This window comes from Nostoc sp. (assembly GCF_036917655.1).
Lineage (GTDB): Bacteria > Cyanobacteriota > Cyanobacteriia > Cyanobacteriales > Nostocaceae > Nostoc.
Genome location: NZ_JBALCY010000076.1, coordinates 1 through 15,622, shown reverse-complemented (window position 1 = coordinate 15,622; position 15,622 = coordinate 1). Strand labels below are relative to the sequence as shown.

The following is a 15,622-nucleotide window of genomic DNA, read 5'->3' as shown; positions in this document are numbered from 1 at the left end:
ATTTAGTTGAATCTTTCAACACTGGAACTAAAAATGGGTTCTACCCGGATTGCTACGATCCGAGAAGGGCGGATTACCATATATTCACCTTGAATATTTTTGATCGGCACGCTAATAAAGTCATTAGAAGCAGACTTTGGCACAAGTTCGCCGCTATACCACTTCTGAAACTCTTGAATAGTAGGAAAACGTACTTCTTCCCGATGACCGCTTTCCAGTAGGAGGTATACGGCATATTCATTTGCAGTTCTAGCCATAAGGTTGAATCATTTAAAAAACATTCAACCCATTGTTAACCATGTAACCTCCGAATGAAAAGGGTAAGCATACGGGAGCAAAGGATTTGGAGGTCATCCTTGACAGGTTAAGGTCATAAACAATTTGTCAATAAGTAATAGTACTGATAATTTTGCCAAAAAAAGGGTAAGAAAGACAATTTTTAAGCTAGTGATGCCTATGGCTGATTTGAAAAAGCATCATTTATTCTTACCCGAAAAGCTCCGTACAAAGTTGAATTAAATACCCAGATGAGTCGATAATTTATCGCATAACTACTATTGATAAAAGGAATTTCATTTTAACCTGTCACGAATGCCCTGGCATTTACTAGGGCATATTCAAGAAGCAGAGGCAGCTAAACGCCCAATTGTGGAGATAAGCAAAGACGCATTTAATTTTTCAAGCTGAAAACCTCACAGTGAGTTTTTCAGGTTCCAAAAAGTACAATTTAGATGCGTGACAGCTTATTGTGATGGTTGGGTGTTGTGGTAATGAACTTAAAGAAACATAGTCCTAGAAAAAAGTTCCCCTGGCAGTTCTAGCTTGCTACCTGACGTTGATGTTCTTGATCCAGAAATGCGCTCGGCTGAAATTTGGCGATCTTCTCGTCAAGAATAAAAGATTTGACATATTCAATCATCATCAATTGGAGAGAGAACAGACCTGATTTGGCATCAATCCACGATCGCGCTTTCAGTAGTTCCAAGGTTTCCAGGAGTTCTTGGGATGAAACAGAGGATGGCATCTTTGTCCGTAGCTGTGAAAAAGAAATGGGTTGACGATTGAGTACCATGCATTGAATCGTTGCTTTAGCTGCATCCGACAGGTGTTCAAATTCTTGGTCTAAACCGTTGAAAATTGTACCAAAAACTGTAACTTTTTGTTTTAAAAATTCAGTGATACTGCCATCAAATAACTGTTGAATCGTTGTGGCAATCCGGTTTAGGACATGGGGATTCCCTGCATAGGATTCGATTAATCGATTCCAGTCGTCTGGCGTTCCTCTAAAGGTTCCTTTTGTTTTGAAAATTTCTTGTATGTCTGTAACCTGTAATCCTTGGAGAGAGAATACTCGCACAGGTCGTGTCTTTCCTTCAAACGAGGTGATCTCATGGGATTTGACACGGCTGGTCAAGATTAAGCAACTTTGATGGGTGGCTTCTCCCGCACAGGGAGAAGTTAGCGTAGTCTATCAACCAGCAAATACTTCAAAAATTGCAGCACCGCTAATTTTTAAGGAATTCAAGCTTCAACAATAATATGGCAGCAAGCCGATCTGGAGTTTAGGAAGTCATGAACTCATAGTACAATCCTCAAAAAACCTTGGAATTTCAGCACTATCTACCCACTTTATTTCTCAACAAACTTTGCCAAAGCTGGTAGTTGTGCCAAGATTAATTTGAGGACTTAGGCAAGTGACACAATGTTAGGACAATTATTAGACGGACGTTACCAAGTCCTCCAAGTCTTAGGTGGAGGTGGATTCAGTCAAACCTACATAGCCCAAGATACCCATCGGCCAGGTTTACCGAAATGCGTTGTCAAACACCTTAAGCCCGTCACTCGTAGCCCTGAATTTCTTGAAACTGCTAGACGGCTATTTAACAGTGAGGCAGAAACATTAGAACAACTAGGAAACCATGACCAAATCCCTCGGCTTTTAGCCTATTTTGAAGATAACCAAGAGTTCTTCTTGGTGCAAGAGTTCATTGAAGGGCATACTCTGAAAGCGGAACTGTTTCCCAATCAACCTTGGACAGAAGAGAAAGTAATTCAACTGCTCCAACAGGTGTTGGATATTCTGCAATTTATTCACAGCCACAACGTTATCCATCGAGATATCAAGCCGGACAATATAATCAGACGGCAACAAGACGGTAAGTTGGTGCTGATTGACTTTGGCGCAGTTAAACAAGTCCAAAATCAACTGCTTACAGTTCTAGGGCAGATAGGGGCTACTATTATCATTGGTACCCCAGGATATATGTCTACGGAACAGGGGCAAGGTAAGCCTCGCCCCAACAGTGATATTTATTCTTTGGGGATTATTGGTATCCAATCGCTGACGGGGTTACATCCGATAAACTTTGAGGAAGACCCAGATACTGGTGAAATTTCTTGGCAGCATCAGGCTAATGTCAGTTCTGAGTTGGCATCTGTGCTATCTAAGATGGTGCTACACCACTTTAAACAGCGCTATCAGTCTGCGGCTGAAGTTCTACAGGTGCTTAAGCATTTGGATAATAGAGTAGAAGCGCAATCACTTCAACCACCATCTTCTACACAACCGCCTCAAGCTTCAGTTTCTCAACAAAACTCAATTGGGTATCCGCCTACTTTTATCCTGCCTCCAGAAAATTACAGCCGATTGGAAACAATTCTTTTAGAATTTGTCGGCCCCGTTGCCTCAAGATTATTACGGCAAGTTGCAGCATCAGCGCCCAACCCCGAAGAATTAATTAATCAATTGGGTCTTCATCTTCGAGGAAATCAACAAATTGATTTTAAGAAGAAAACAATGTTTCTACTAGAGAAACCAACTCTATTACAGGAACTTACTGTTAAATCTGAGATTAGGTCAAATAATTTACCAAGTCAAGAACTTCAAGTAATCAGCGAGAGCTTTGTGCATCAGTGTGAGCGGGAGTTAGCTAATTTAATTGGGCCAATAGCTAAGTTTCTAGTCCAAAAAGCTGTTAAATCTTCTGGGCAAATTTCTCGTGCAGAATTTGTAAAACTTTTAGCATTACAAATTCCCGAACCTCAAAAAGCTTTGCAATTTCAGCAGCGCTTACTTTCTTAAATTTTTAGCTTCTCAGCTGTCGCGCATTTTATTTGCCCAACTAGGGCGGGCAAGATGCCCACTCCACAAGAGATTTATTTTTTTGGGGATGCAAATTCAAAGATTTTTAACTTACCAATTTTGGAAAAAATACAAGAAATGTGTAGGTTGTATTTCACTTGACTCTTTCATAATCCAAAATCTAAAATCTAAAATCCAAAATGGAATTAGCTCTGATTATTCAGCATCTCCAGAGCTATTTTTAAGCTAGCTTTCATCCGATTAAATGCTTCTGCTAACCCGCCAATTTCATCATTAGAGCTTTCTTCAAAATCAGCGCTCATATCACCCACACTAACTTTTTGGGCGATTTTCTCTATTTTTCTGATCCGCTGAATCACATATTTTCTGATTAAGAAGTTAATTAAGAAAACTATGATTGCAAAGATCGCAATTAAAAGTCCCATTATCAATGTCCAAGTCCGTTTGGCATTGGCAAAAATCTCTTCAGAAGGAATAGAAATTATTTGGGCAGAAACAATCTGATTGAGTTGCCAGCCAAAACCATTTTCCGAGCCATAAGTTACCAGCTGACTCTTAGGAGCTTGATCTGGTGTAGTATGACATCGCAGACATTGCTGCTGTGTAATCTTGAGTGGTTGTGCAATGTAAAATACCTCGCCTTCTGACAAGGTGCGAAAGCCGGTAATTTCTAGAGTCTTCGGTTCGTTGCGAAAACGCTCTACAAGTTGAGTTTCAAAACTATCGGCTTTATCTGCTAAATTAGTTGGATTAAGTGTTGCATCTTTATGAAAAAAGTTTCTATATTCCGGCTTTTTACGAAAACTTTCAAAAACCTCTTTAGAGGAAAAAGTTGGTACTACTTCAGGTATGAACGTTGGGTTAGTATCTACTCTAGGTTCCAATAGGGGAACTATCCGATTTTGTGTATAATCTCTAACTGCGTTCACCATTTGGATGAGAATCTGCGCTTGAGAAGCCACTTCATTTTGCGCTCTCCCTTGAAGTACACTGGATAAGGCAATGCCACTTCCTACAATACTGACTATGAAAACTAATATTAAAAGCAAGTTAAATTTATCACCTATTTTTAAGTTTTTTAACGTAATGTTGTTTAACATAACCTAAGCAATGAAGGTGGTATCTGAGTTTGTCTAATATTTATTTATACCTGTTAGAAAGCATCTTAACAATATTTAAATAAATATTAATTTTTTGCTGCAATATAACCTATTTAGGCAGCAGTCAAACTTATCTAAATTAGTCCTGAAAGCCAAGTTATTTCCTTAACCATAATTAGTGATGTTTTTGCGATTTCCCCGGCGTTTATTCCTGTTTAATCTGCTAGGTTTGACATTTGCTGCCTGCCAATCACCAAAGGAGTTTGAGGGCACGTTAACTGTTGGTGTTATCAACTATGGTGGAGGCGACCAGATAATTAACCAATATGCTAAATTTAATAGTTACTTGGGTGAAAAGACAAACTCATATATTCAGCTAGAGCCTGTTTTTAATGAAAATAGAGCCGTTGAGCGCCTTGAGGCTCGTGCTTGGTCATTGGTATTTGCTCCACCGGGTTTAGCGGCGATCGCGATCGCCCGCCACCAATATGTTCCTCTGTTTCCTTTAATAGGTATTAGTAATTTGCGCTCAATCTTCGTTGTTCGCAAAGACAACCCAATATCTGACTTAAAACAGCTACAAGGTCAAACAGTGGCTTTAGGTCAGTTAGGTTCAGCAACAGGATATTATTTTCCTCTTTACAATCTTTATGGTACAACACTAGCAGAGATCCTATTTGCACCCACCCCCAAAGCCGCTTTAGAATTGGTCGCTGAACGAAAAGCGATCGCCTGTGCCGTCTCGGAGGCTGAATTGAGTCTCTACGGTTCACAGTCGGGCCCAACCGAATTCCGTGTACTATTTAAAGACCCTCACTATGTACCATTAGGTGTGGTCTTGATTGGGCCGAATGTAGAACGTAACCGTCAAGAGTTTATCCGCAAAGTGATGAGTGATTCGCCTTCAGGTTTAGCTCAAGAAGTGGGGTATGTACCCAATGGACAAGTACCAGATTACAAATACATGATTTCTGTGGTTGATCGGATCAGCTCAATTAGTTCTCAACTACAAAAAAAACCTGTTCGTTTATTTTAATTGATATCACGGATTGCTCAAAAAAATAATTTGAATCGTGCTAGCTGGTTTTCAATGGTTCCTGTCAGGATTTTATTCAGTTCTGTGGTGTCTTGGAATTGCAAAATTTGCTGTGTCGGTAAGTCGAAGGGAAATTGCCCTTCAAAGTCTGGGCGTTGCATGTGCGCTAATAGAATCTGTTCAGACCGCTTACTTTGGATGGCATAGCCAATCTCAATACAGACATTCGGACTGGGAATTAGTTGAGGGGTTTCTTTACCATCAATACTAGCAATGGGTGTGGTGTCAGCTATGAATAACAAACTCTTACGGATTTTTCGCATGATCGTGCGGTTAATTCGGAGAGTAGCACCGCTGGGACGAGAAGATTCTACTAATGTTAGGGGAAGGCGCGATCGCAAGTTTAAACTGGACAAACTTTTTCGCAGTTCTTCTCTTAAAACATTCGTCGCTGCGGCATACTCAGTTTGATAGGATAAAAAAATCGTTGGTTCTAACTGAGCCAACACCGCCTGCTTGGTGAAATAAATTTCATGACTAATTAAGTCAATGTTAGCTACGCAATAGCCACCACTACCTTCAATGTAAAATTCAATATTTTCCCCTTCCAGATAGCGCCCAAACCAAGTTGATTTGTTAACTTCGTCACTTTCTTCCAAAAAGTCTGCTCGCAATGCTGATTTTAGCAGGCTTTTTTTGCTTAAGCGAATGTCTGGCGGACGTTTTTCCAGTTCTGGAATCGGCTCGTAATCCTGTAGATACCACGCTCTGAGCGCAATAATTGACATAAGGCGCTATTTCAACTAGTTTCTCGCTATTCAACTTCGTATAATCTTACACCCAGAGGAGGCCCTATCTCAGACTTCTCTTTAAACACAACAACACCCAAACCTCTACTCGCTGAACTATCTCCTCTCTTTGTTTATCCTAGCCAGGGATGTACTAACATTTCATCACTTCTGTAAACAAGTAAGTAATGACAATCAGTTACAGCGCCCCCTAATCTTCCATATTTGAGGGAATAGCAGTTTTCGCGTTGGGTGTTGCTGTGTTTTCACGAGACAGATGTAAGTTAAACAGCGTCTTTCACCTCTTATTACATTTTTAATGCAGCTGTTATATCTGCCAGGGAAGCTTATTTAGTGGCTTCAACTATTAGATTATCATTTGGGGATAGGAGGAATTTTTTTTTGCAACGAAACTTTACTTTTGAAGCATTTTTAATCCAAGTCAATATACTGCCCGCCCTGGATAGCTTCTAAATCTTTTCTTTAGTCTATTATTAAACATTTTATCATCAACCTTTTGGATGAATTGAGTAATTACTAAGTCAATTTTTAAGTTTTAAATCTAACATTTTGTAAGATTCTGAAAATAAAGTAGAAAATCGATTTGCGTGGTATTGGTGTTAACTTCAATCACAACCTTTTTAAAATCTTGCCTGCAGTGGTTGGTTTGGGCATTGGTCATTTGTTATTTTCCTCTGCCCGACTCCTCAACTATTTTGGCTGGAGGCTTGATGGGAATCTCAATCCAGAACTCTGTACCTTTGCCAGGTTCCGAAATGCACTCCATTATTCCACCATGTTTTTCGACAATAATCTGATAGCTAATTGACAGTCCCAGTCCTGTACCCTTGCCCACAGGTTTGGTAGTATAAAATGGGTCAAAAATTCGCTTTTTCACCTCTTCAGTCATTCCAGCCCCATTGTCAATAATCCGAATCAACAGACGAGAGTTGTCTACTGAGAGTTTAGTGGAAATTTGGATAGTGGGCAGTTGTACTGACCGTTCCCGAACTATTCGGTATAGATTATACTCATTGTCCCTTTTGTCTCCTGTTCTCATTTCCTCATTGCCCATTCCCCATTCCCCATTCCCCATTCCCAAGGCATCTATAGCATTGCTGAGAATATTCATGAATACCTGATTCATTTGGCCGGCATAGCATTCCACCAGTGGGATGTTGCCATAGTCTTTGATTACCTCAATGCGGGGAAATTCAGCATTTCCTTTCAGCCGATGTTGCAAAATTAATAAGGTGTTGTCAATGCCTTCATGTATGTCAACGCGCTTGTTTTCAGCCTCATCCAAGCGAGAAAAATTGCGTAATGACAGTACTATTGAGCGGATGCGATCGGTTCCTACTTGCATTGAGGTGATGATTTTCGGGAGGTCTTCTACCAAAAATTCAAAGTCCATTGCTTTGATCGCGGTGCTAATTTCACTATGGGGATGGGCATAGTGTAGCTTGTAGAGACGTAAAATTTCTAGCAGTTGTTCGGTGTAGTCACTGGCGTGGCACAGATTACCGTAGATAAAGTTAACCGGGTTGTTGATTTCGTGGGCGACACCCGCCACCAACTGTCCTAAGCCAGACATTTTTTCGATCTGAATCAATTTTGTCTGTGTTTCTTTGAGTTGATGTAGGGAATGCTCTAATTGGGCAGCTTGATTTCTGGATTCAGCTTCGGCATTACAGGTTTGTTCGTAAAGTTGTGCTTGTTGAATGGCGATCGCAGCCTGATCTCCTAGCTGTTGCAATAAATCAATTTCTGTATCCTGCCAATTTCTGGGAGCGTTGCACTCATGGGCAATTATTAAGCCCCATAGTTCCATACCGATATTAATCGGAACTATTAAGTTTGCTTGTACTTGTAGACTCTGCAAAAACTCTCGATGACAATCACTTAAAACAGCTGTTGAAACGTTATTAATTGCCTTTACCCTGCCCTGAAAGGAGAGACGGTTATACTCATCAGGAAAACATTCTGCTGGTGCATTCAATCCCAAAACTGACTGCCAATTGCCATTCATCTCTTCCACAATCACTGATTTAGTCTTCATTTGGAAAATCAGCACTCGGTCTGAATTTAGCAGGGGACGGACTTCCCGAACGATGGATTTCAGGGTTGTCTGCAAGTCTAATGTGCGGCGAATATGCTCTGTGACTTGCTTGAGGACTTTGGCAAGCAGTAATGATTTTTCGAGTTCAGCAGTTTTATCTTGCACCTTCAATTCTAGGTTGACATTGAGCATCTGTATATGTTCATACATTTGGTGCTGCTCAATTGCCATTGCGAAATGCTCGGATAAGGCTTGCGCTAATAAGATTTCTTCCGGTTTCCACTCAGATGATTGCCCCTTTTTTTGCTCTCGCCAAAGCTCAAAGGAAAGCTGGGGTAAGATTTGTCGCCGATTTTGCTCACATCGTCCCGCCCACAAGACTTCTGTTTCAAATTCAGAGCGGAAAATACTTAATACACCAATAAATTTTTCGCGGTAATGTAGGGGAATCACCATGAGTCCGCGAATTTTAGTAGAACGGAATCCTAAAGCCAAAACTCGCAAACGTGGTTCTTTGTAGAGGTCATCGCTTGCCCAAACATTACCTGGTTTGCACTCAGCCATCCAGTCTTGCCATACGAGATGCTGTTCGATAATACTGTTATCTAACTGATAGGGGAGTTTCGGCTGGTCGCCCCAGGTGTATAGTTCCCCATTCTGTTCAATGTAAAGCCTGCCACCTATTCCACCGAAGCCAGTAATAACTTCTTCTAGCGCTCTCTGCAATTGGATTGTCGGCAGTTTATGCAATAGTGTGGTAACTCGGTTAATAGTCGCTTCTCGCTCTTGCTTGGCGAGGGATTGAGTGAGGAGATTACTTTGAGCGATCGCGATCGCTACCTGGTCAGTAACTTCCTGCAATACTTTTAGTTCCCAGTTAAAAATCTCTCGCGGTTCAATGTGGTGAGCCACCAACAATCCCCACAATTTAGGCTTTGCTGATTGTTCTTGGAGGTCGGAATGTAAAATTGGCATTACCAACGAAGACTGCACGCCCATTGCCTTTAGGTATTGAATATGGCACGAGTCTACCTGCCGATAGTAGATATTAGTTTCTAGATGTTTGCCAGATTCTATTGAGTGTTGAGGCGATAGCCCAATCTTCCCGTTTGGCACATCCACAATGCAACGTTGCCCTACCAACACAAACATCTGTCTGGCGGCTTCTGGAATATCATCAACTGGGAAGTTTAACCCCAATAAGGATGGCAGACGTTGCTCATGAATCGATTCAGCAATGACTTCACCGCTACCACTACCATTAAAGCGATACACCTTTACCCGATCTACACCCAAATATAAACGCACTTGGCTAACGGTAGTCGTTAATATTTCTTGGAGGTCGAGCGATCGCCTGATCTGGTTGATCATCTGGTGCTGTAAACTTTTTTGGTCTAAGCTTTGCTGCAACTCGTTTGGTTTATCGGTAAATGTCATTTTCTATATTCAGTATGACTAAAGTATAATTTTTTTATAATTGTCCCTGATAAAAATCTTAAACTTACAATGCCTTGATTTTCATCGCATTTCAAGAAATTTATACTAAAAATATGTTTCTAGGGATGAACATCTGTTGCAAATATTTTTGGAAATGGTATTAAAGGATATTTCAGAAGTATCAGATATTTGGCTTGATGCCTCTAGCCCTTCTCAAGTTTATTTAGGGAGATATAAAACCGCTTGCTGCATTATTAAAGACTTGCCAAACATCCTCTCAAGTCTAAAGTTAATAAAATCTAAATCATAGACCAATAGGCTTGGGTTAAAGCTTAACCCTCCTTTTATAAGGAGAGAATTAAGTCCCTCTTTTGAAGGGGAGCCAGGGCGCACAACACGGGGAACCCTCGCAAGCGACTGGCTCCCCATGAACGACTGGCGTGGGTTGAGGGGATCTTCCGGGGCAAAATATCACTAACACCAAGCCTATTGAAACATTGATACCTCTTAATTTTATATTCTCAACGATCAAACTATTTCAGTGATATCACCCAAATTAATGCCTTCATAATTGCTTTTAAATAAAAATATTTTTTCTGATTTTGCCTATTAATTCAATTAATTAGGATTTTTTTGCATAAATAACTAAATGATTGGCAACTTTTTCCCAGATTTTTGGCTAGGGAATTTTACTATTCCCCGTCTAATTGCTGACTTGATGTTGAATGTAACTATTTTGATTAAATTATTCGTAAATTACCGTTAAAGATAGTATATTACGGATTTCTTCACGCACACTCATGAGAGTTTTACCTAGATGGTTTTGACCTGCTTTATTAGCACCACAGCCCCAAAAAGAATCGGTTGGGGAGTTTTCAACCAAAATCTCATCGCCTGTCCTCAGGAGAACTTCTCTAATATCAGCATGAGTGAGAAACTTTTTGAGTACAGCTTCTCGCATAATTTGAGTTTTGACCAAATCCCAGTCTCGACGAAGTTGGCGAGTACTACATCTTCCCAAAGCGGCAGCTTCTTCTGGGGTGGTGGTGGCATGAATGAGGGGTATAATTGCCGCATCTGTGCTGCCTACAAACTTTTGCGCTTGATAATAATGCTCAACCGTTGGCCAGTAAGTACCCTGGATGTGGATTGCGTGGGGAGAAAAGTTAGAAAAACAGCCATAAGGCTGCCAAACTTTATAAAAGTAAATGGTCATTTGAAAATTGCTCTTTTATATATCAATTTCAGGGTAGCTGAAAGATCGCACTTGCAACCCAAAATCGAGCTTATCAAACAGATTTTCTCTCAGTTCATATCACTAGGGATTCTTCCCAACGACTTATAAAGATTCTCACTTCGCTGCAATCCAGTCTGAACCTCACCCTGGTTTTACTCAATTCTGCAACTTCATCGGTAAGGTGAGGGTGAACGCTGTTTCACCCAAAGATGTTGAGTCAAGGATGAGGTCGCCATGATGTGCCCTGGCAATTTCGCGGGCTAGGCTGAGTCCCAGTCCGATACCTTCTATCTTGCGGGTTCGCGCAGGATCACCGCGATAGAAACGGTCAAAAATGCGATCGCTGTCGCTCAGTGGAATATCTTTGGATGCATTAGCAATGGTGACTTGGAGAGTTGTTTGAGTCTGATGAACGCGAATCTGTATCCAGCCGTTGGCGAGATTATATTTGATGGCATTACTGAATAGGTTTTGCAAAACTTGAATCAGAAGATCGCGATCGCCCTGTAAGCGCAGATCATCAGTGAAATCGGTTTGCACACTCAAGTTCGGAGCCAGCATTTCCACATCTTCTAGCATCTCCATAAGCAACTCAGACATATCCACCTCAACCAGGTACAAGCTCATTTTTCCCGCATCTGCCAGAGATAGCAGCAAGAGTTTGCGGATAATTCCACTCAGGCGACGCACCTCATCCAACAGGTTGCTTAAACGCTGTTGCACTTCACTTCCGGGATCAACCTGTTGCAGTGTTCGTTCCAGTTCGCCTTGCAAAATAGTCAGTGGGGTTTTTAGTTCATGAGCGGCGTCACCACTAAAGCGGGAAGCTTGGGTAAAACTGCGTTCCAAGCGTTCTAGCATTTGGTTAAATACCTGAATCAACTCGACAAATTCAATATCTGTTGTCCCAATTGGAATCCGCTGATCTAGCCCTTTGACAGTCACCTGTTGAATGACGCCCGTTAATTGCCGGATGGGACGCAAAGCACCACCAGAAACCAACCATGCTCCGACTGCAACCAGCAGAAGCGCTCCCGGAATTGAAACCAAGAAGATATTCTGAATGGTAGCCATCTCTTGATCAACGGCTTGCAGATTAACAGCAATGGCAACCTGAACATTAGGAAATTTAGCTGCCCCAATCCGCCAAGCTGCTGTTGCTGTCTGCCCAGTGACAAATTGAGTTGGGCGTGGACGAAGAAAGGGTGGCGGCTCGAAAGATGGATTTGCATTGGAGGGTAAAGGCGGTGGTTCTCTCTTCGGGGGCGGTGGCAGAGGTGTCAACTGAAGACGCCTAAGCAGCAGACGATTCACCTCAAGATCGGCAGGTAGGGAGTTAGATTGATAAAGGATGTTGCCGTTTGCATCAAGCACCAGTAAAGCAATCGGGGTTTTTGTATTGGTTCCGAAGGCATAGGATAATGAGTCTTCGTAAAACTGCCATCGTGAGCGATCGGGTGAGGGTCGGCTTCCTTTGCTGAGAACTTCTCTTGTCACAGACGCTGCGCCAACCGGAGGTTCCCCCCGTGGAGGCAAGTTTGGAGTTACCCGCATCAAGTGATTTAACAGTTCTGCATCAAGACGGCTAATCTTAGCATTGTAAATCTGAAACCAGGAAACTGCGCCAAACCCGACTAATGTGGTTCCAGCTAAAGCCGCAGACAATAGGGCAATTCGGAGTCGAAACGAAGGGAGTTTCATGAGCCAGAGTCTGGCTTGCGAAACCGATATCCAACCCCTCGAATGCTTTCAATCCAGACTGCTTCATCAATGGGGTCAATTTTTTTCCGAATTCGCTGGATACAAACATCCACAACGTTGGTGTTAGGGTTAAAGTCATAGCCCCAAACGTGTTCCAGAATTTGGGTACGGGTGAAAACCCGTCCGGGAGAACGCATCAGATACTCCAGAAGATTAAACTCGCGGCTGGTGAGTTCTATCGCCTGGTGATTGCAAGTGACTTCTCTGGTGATGCGATCGAGTTTGACGGGCCCAACGCAAAGTAGATTTTGCCGTAGGCGTAGCCCGTCGTAGACATCGCTTCCACTGCGGCGGACAACGGCATGAATTCGAGCCGCTAACTCTTCCACAAAAAACGGTTTAGCGATATAGTCATCTGCTCCCAAATTTAGCCCTTCCAAGCGATCGTCTAGTTCATTCCGAGCCGTCAACAAAATCACCGGAGCATTCCGACCTTGCCGCCGCAAGAGTTTCAGAATCGATAGTCCATCCTTTCCCGGCACCATAATATCAAGTACAATCACATCATATTCGTTGTCTAATGCCCGCAGATATCCGTCATCACCGTTATCGCAGTAGTCTACAACAAATCCCTGCTCCTTCAGTCCAGCCCGGACGAAGTTAGCAATTTTTGCTTCATCTTCGACAAATAGAACGTTCACAAGCATTTATTAGTTTATATATTCCTCCATTCTAGATTCATTACCTTTTTGCTTAAATTACAAAACTGTAATTCAGAAAGCAGGTGGACTGTAATTTTGAGGTGGCTTAATCAGAAATATGAACACCCTACCTTTTGAACACTGATTTATATGAATATTCGTCGAGTCTTAGCCGTAGCAGCGATTCCTTTTTTGATTGGTACATTCGGTTTTGTGACACCCAATCAGGCAAATGCCGCTAATCCATCCAATCGGAACGCAGAGATTTCCCAACAGTTTCAAAGACCGCAGAATGAATCGCAAAGACCTGATGACAAACCACAGGTCAAGCATCGGCGACCACGCCCACAACAGAAAAAACGTCCTCCCCAACCTCAGAATCAGGGCGCAGGTCAAAATCGGATAGGACACAATAACCGTTAATTGAAGCGCCCTTGGATTTCGCCTCGCCAAACTACTGTGAGCGCAATTAATTAAAAAGCAGGGTGGACTGTGATCATGAACAACAAAAATCGCCAATTAGGTCTGATTTTTAGTCGAAGAGATATATTTGCTCTATTTAGGGCAGCCGGAACGGCAATACTTGTGGTTGGATGCATACCAAGAAAGTCTAGTTCTACCCAGGCAAAGTCGAGTGTAGCCGTCCCCAGATCATCTGCGGTCAATTCTGCTAGGTTGCCTGCATGTGTCCTTAGTCCAGAACAGACCGAAGGCCCTTATTTTGTGGATGAGAAGCTCAACCGCTCCGATATCCGTTCCGATCCGGCGGATGGTTCGGTGAAAGACGGTGTGCCACTCCATCTGACACTGCAAGTTTCTCAAATTGGCAGTACTGGCTGTACACCACTTGCAGGTGCGATCGTAGATGTTTGGCACTGTGACGCACTGGGTGTCTATTCGGATGTGACAGACCGAAGTTTTAGTACCGTCGGCCAAAAGTTCTTGCGCGGCTATCAAGTAAGCAATGCGAATGGAACTGTCCAGTTCACAACCATTTACCCTGGTTGGTATCAAGGCAGAACCGTCCATATCCACTTTAAGGTTCGCACGGATGGGACATCAAGGCAGCCTTATGAGTTTACGTCGCAGCTATATTTTGATGACTCGATCACTGATCAGGTACATACCCAGACACTCTATGCCAGCAAGGGACAGCGCACGCAGAAGAATGCTGATGACGGAATTTTTCAAGGTGATGGCGATCAAATGCTGCTCAAGCTCACCAAGAATGGACAAGGTTACGCAGCAACTTTTAATATTGGGCTGAGGATTACGTGATTTTAGTACAAGACTTAGGGCTTAAATGACAAAAATTACACAACTGTAATTCAGAAGCAGGGCGGAATGTAATTTTGGGTTAGTTGAATCAGAAATGTAAACGATCTATCTTTTGGAGAATGATAATGAATATTCGTCGAGTCCTAGTTGTAACAGCGATTCCTGTTCTGGTTGGCACATTTGGTTTTATTTCGCTCAATCAGGCAAATGCCGCTAATCAATTCCCTCAAATTGCCCAGGCGCAACTACCGCCCAACCAACCACCAGACGGACAGCGACGTCCGCCTCGACCTGATTTTGCAGCAGCTGCGGCAAAGCTAGGAGTTACAGAAGCACAGTTAAAAGATGCGTTGGGAGTCCCTGCCAATCCCCCAAATCCAGGCGATCGCAATCAACGCCCACCCAGACCTGATTTTAAAGCCGCTGCGGCCAAGTTAGGAGTTACAGAAGCACAGTTAAAGGATGCGTTAGGAGTCCCTGCCAATCCCCCAAATCCAGGCGATCGCAATCAACGCCCACCCAGACCTGATTTTAAAGCCGCTGCGGCCAAGTTAGGAGTTAGTGAACAACAGTTAAAAGATGCGTTAGGAGTCCCTGCCAATCCTCCAAATCCAGGCGATCGCAATCAGCATCCACCCAGACCTAATTTTGCAGCAGCAGCGGCCAAGTTAGGAGTTAGTGAACAACAGTTGAAAGATGCACTAGGCGTTCCACCTCATCCTCCTGGCGATCGCGGAGCCTCTCCTCAGCAAAATCGCCCTAATCTACCAAAATAGCTGAACATTATCTAGATTAAGGAAAAATTAAATTATCCATTAATCATAGTAGTGTGGCAAGTCTAAAATAATGCATTCTAGTACTCGACCAACCCAAAAATGACGGGTGAAGGCAGCCAGGGGAAGCAGGGGGAGAAAAGAACTTGATTTTCTTACCATAAACCCCGCAAAGTTTCTCTGGTAGACTACTAAGCTAAAACACATCTAATTTGCATATTAAAATTTTCTCAATATCTTGTGGGGTGGGCAACATGAGCGCCCTGATTATGCAACTTGAATGCCGATTAGCTTAGTAGTCTGTCAAGTCAACAATGCGTGCGATTCGTTCAGTCGAAACCTGAATAAGGGGGATGACTGGCAATGGTTGAGTAACCCACTTCAGGGTAGAGTTCGCACTTTAATCCTC

At 42.6% G+C, this 15,622-nt stretch carries 13 protein-coding genes; 5 read left to right on the top strand and 8 right to left on the bottom strand.

All coding sequences use genetic code 11. From position 1 onward, the window contains the following. Positions 1–2: 2 nt before the first annotated feature. Together V7K30_RS29085 and V7K30_RS29080 are read right to left on the bottom strand one after the other, a co-directional pair. A complete protein-coding gene (locus tag V7K30_RS29085; RefSeq protein ID WP_334862211.1) occupies positions 3–257 on the bottom strand; it encodes a hypothetical protein in 255 nt (84 codons plus the stop codon). Between the two features lie 560 nt (positions 258–817). Next, positions 818–1,357 (bottom strand): hypothetical protein, encoded by a 540-nt coding sequence (locus V7K30_RS29080; RefSeq protein WP_335005314.1) that lies wholly within the window; start codon positions 1,355–1,357, stop codon positions 818–820. A 345-nt stretch (positions 1,358–1,702) separates the two neighbouring features. On the opposite strand from V7K30_RS29080, the gene V7K30_RS29075 reads away from it, so the two are divergent. Further along, positions 1,703–3,082, top strand: a complete 1,380-nt coding sequence (locus V7K30_RS29075) for a serine/threonine-protein kinase (RefSeq protein ID WP_335005312.1) — start codon at positions 1,703–1,705, stop codon at positions 3,080–3,082. Positions 3,083–3,288: 206 nt separating this feature from the next. Here the strand turns inward: V7K30_RS29075 and V7K30_RS29070 are convergent, their stop codons facing one another. After that, positions 3,289–4,203 carry a Tll0287-like domain-containing protein gene (locus V7K30_RS29070; RefSeq protein WP_335005310.1) on the bottom strand — a complete coding sequence of 305 codons (915 nt, stop codon included), beginning with the start codon at positions 4,201–4,203 and terminating at the stop codon, positions 3,289–3,291. Positions 4,204–4,384: 181 nt separating this feature from the next. Between V7K30_RS29070 and V7K30_RS29065 the strand changes: the two genes are divergently transcribed. Beyond that, positions 4,385–5,239: a phosphate/phosphite/phosphonate ABC transporter substrate-binding protein gene (locus V7K30_RS29065; protein WP_335005308.1), complete on the top strand. Its 855-nt coding sequence runs from the start codon at positions 4,385–4,387 to the stop codon at positions 5,237–5,239. A gap of 17 nt (positions 5,240–5,256) precedes the next feature. On the opposite strand, the gene V7K30_RS29060 is transcribed toward V7K30_RS29065, so the two are convergent. The 5 genes from V7K30_RS29060 to V7K30_RS29040 form a co-directional block, all read right to left on the bottom strand. Further along, positions 5,257–6,027, bottom strand: coding sequence for a hypothetical protein (locus V7K30_RS29060; protein ID WP_335005307.1), 771 nt, complete (start codon positions 6,025–6,027; stop codon positions 5,257–5,259). A 685-nt stretch (positions 6,028–6,712) separates the two neighbouring features. Beyond that, complete coding sequence (locus V7K30_RS29055) at positions 6,713–9,523, bottom strand: GAF domain-containing sensor histidine kinase (RefSeq protein WP_335005305.1); 2,811 nt, start codon at positions 9,521–9,523, stop codon at positions 6,713–6,715. 745 nt (positions 9,524–10,268) lie between these two features. Then, entirely contained in the window at positions 10,269–10,739 is a 471-nt protein-coding gene (locus V7K30_RS29050) for an N-glycosidase (protein ID WP_335005303.1), read from the bottom strand. 177 nt (positions 10,740–10,916) lie between these two features. Then, on the bottom strand, positions 10,917–12,461 hold the full coding sequence (locus tag V7K30_RS29045; RefSeq protein WP_335005302.1) for an ATP-binding protein: 1,545 nt from the start codon (positions 12,459–12,461) through the stop codon (positions 10,917–10,919). Continuing rightward, positions 12,458–13,162, bottom strand: a complete 705-nt coding sequence (locus V7K30_RS29040; protein ID WP_335005566.1) for a response regulator transcription factor — start codon at positions 13,160–13,162, stop codon at positions 12,458–12,460. The genes V7K30_RS29045 and V7K30_RS29040 overlap by 4 nt, the downstream gene beginning before the upstream one ends. A 150-nt stretch (positions 13,163–13,312) precedes the next feature. On the opposite strand from V7K30_RS29040, the gene V7K30_RS29035 reads away from it, so the two are divergent. The 3 genes from V7K30_RS29035 to V7K30_RS29025 all read left to right on the top strand — a co-directional run bounded on the left by V7K30_RS29035 (position 13,313) and on the right by V7K30_RS29025 (position 15,216). Continuing rightward, positions 13,313–13,585, top strand: coding sequence for a hypothetical protein (locus V7K30_RS29035; RefSeq protein WP_335005300.1), 273 nt, complete (start codon positions 13,313–13,315; stop codon positions 13,583–13,585). A gap of 75 nt (positions 13,586–13,660) precedes the next feature. Continuing rightward, complete coding sequence (locus V7K30_RS29030; protein ID WP_335005298.1) at positions 13,661–14,440, top strand: intradiol ring-cleavage dioxygenase; 780 nt, start codon at positions 13,661–13,663, stop codon at positions 14,438–14,440. Between the two features lie 125 nt (positions 14,441–14,565). Next, positions 14,566–15,216: a hypothetical protein gene (locus V7K30_RS29025; protein ID WP_335005296.1), complete on the top strand. Its 651-nt coding sequence runs from the start codon at positions 14,566–14,568 to the stop codon at positions 15,214–15,216. The last annotated feature ends 406 nt before the right edge of the window (positions 15,217–15,622 follow it).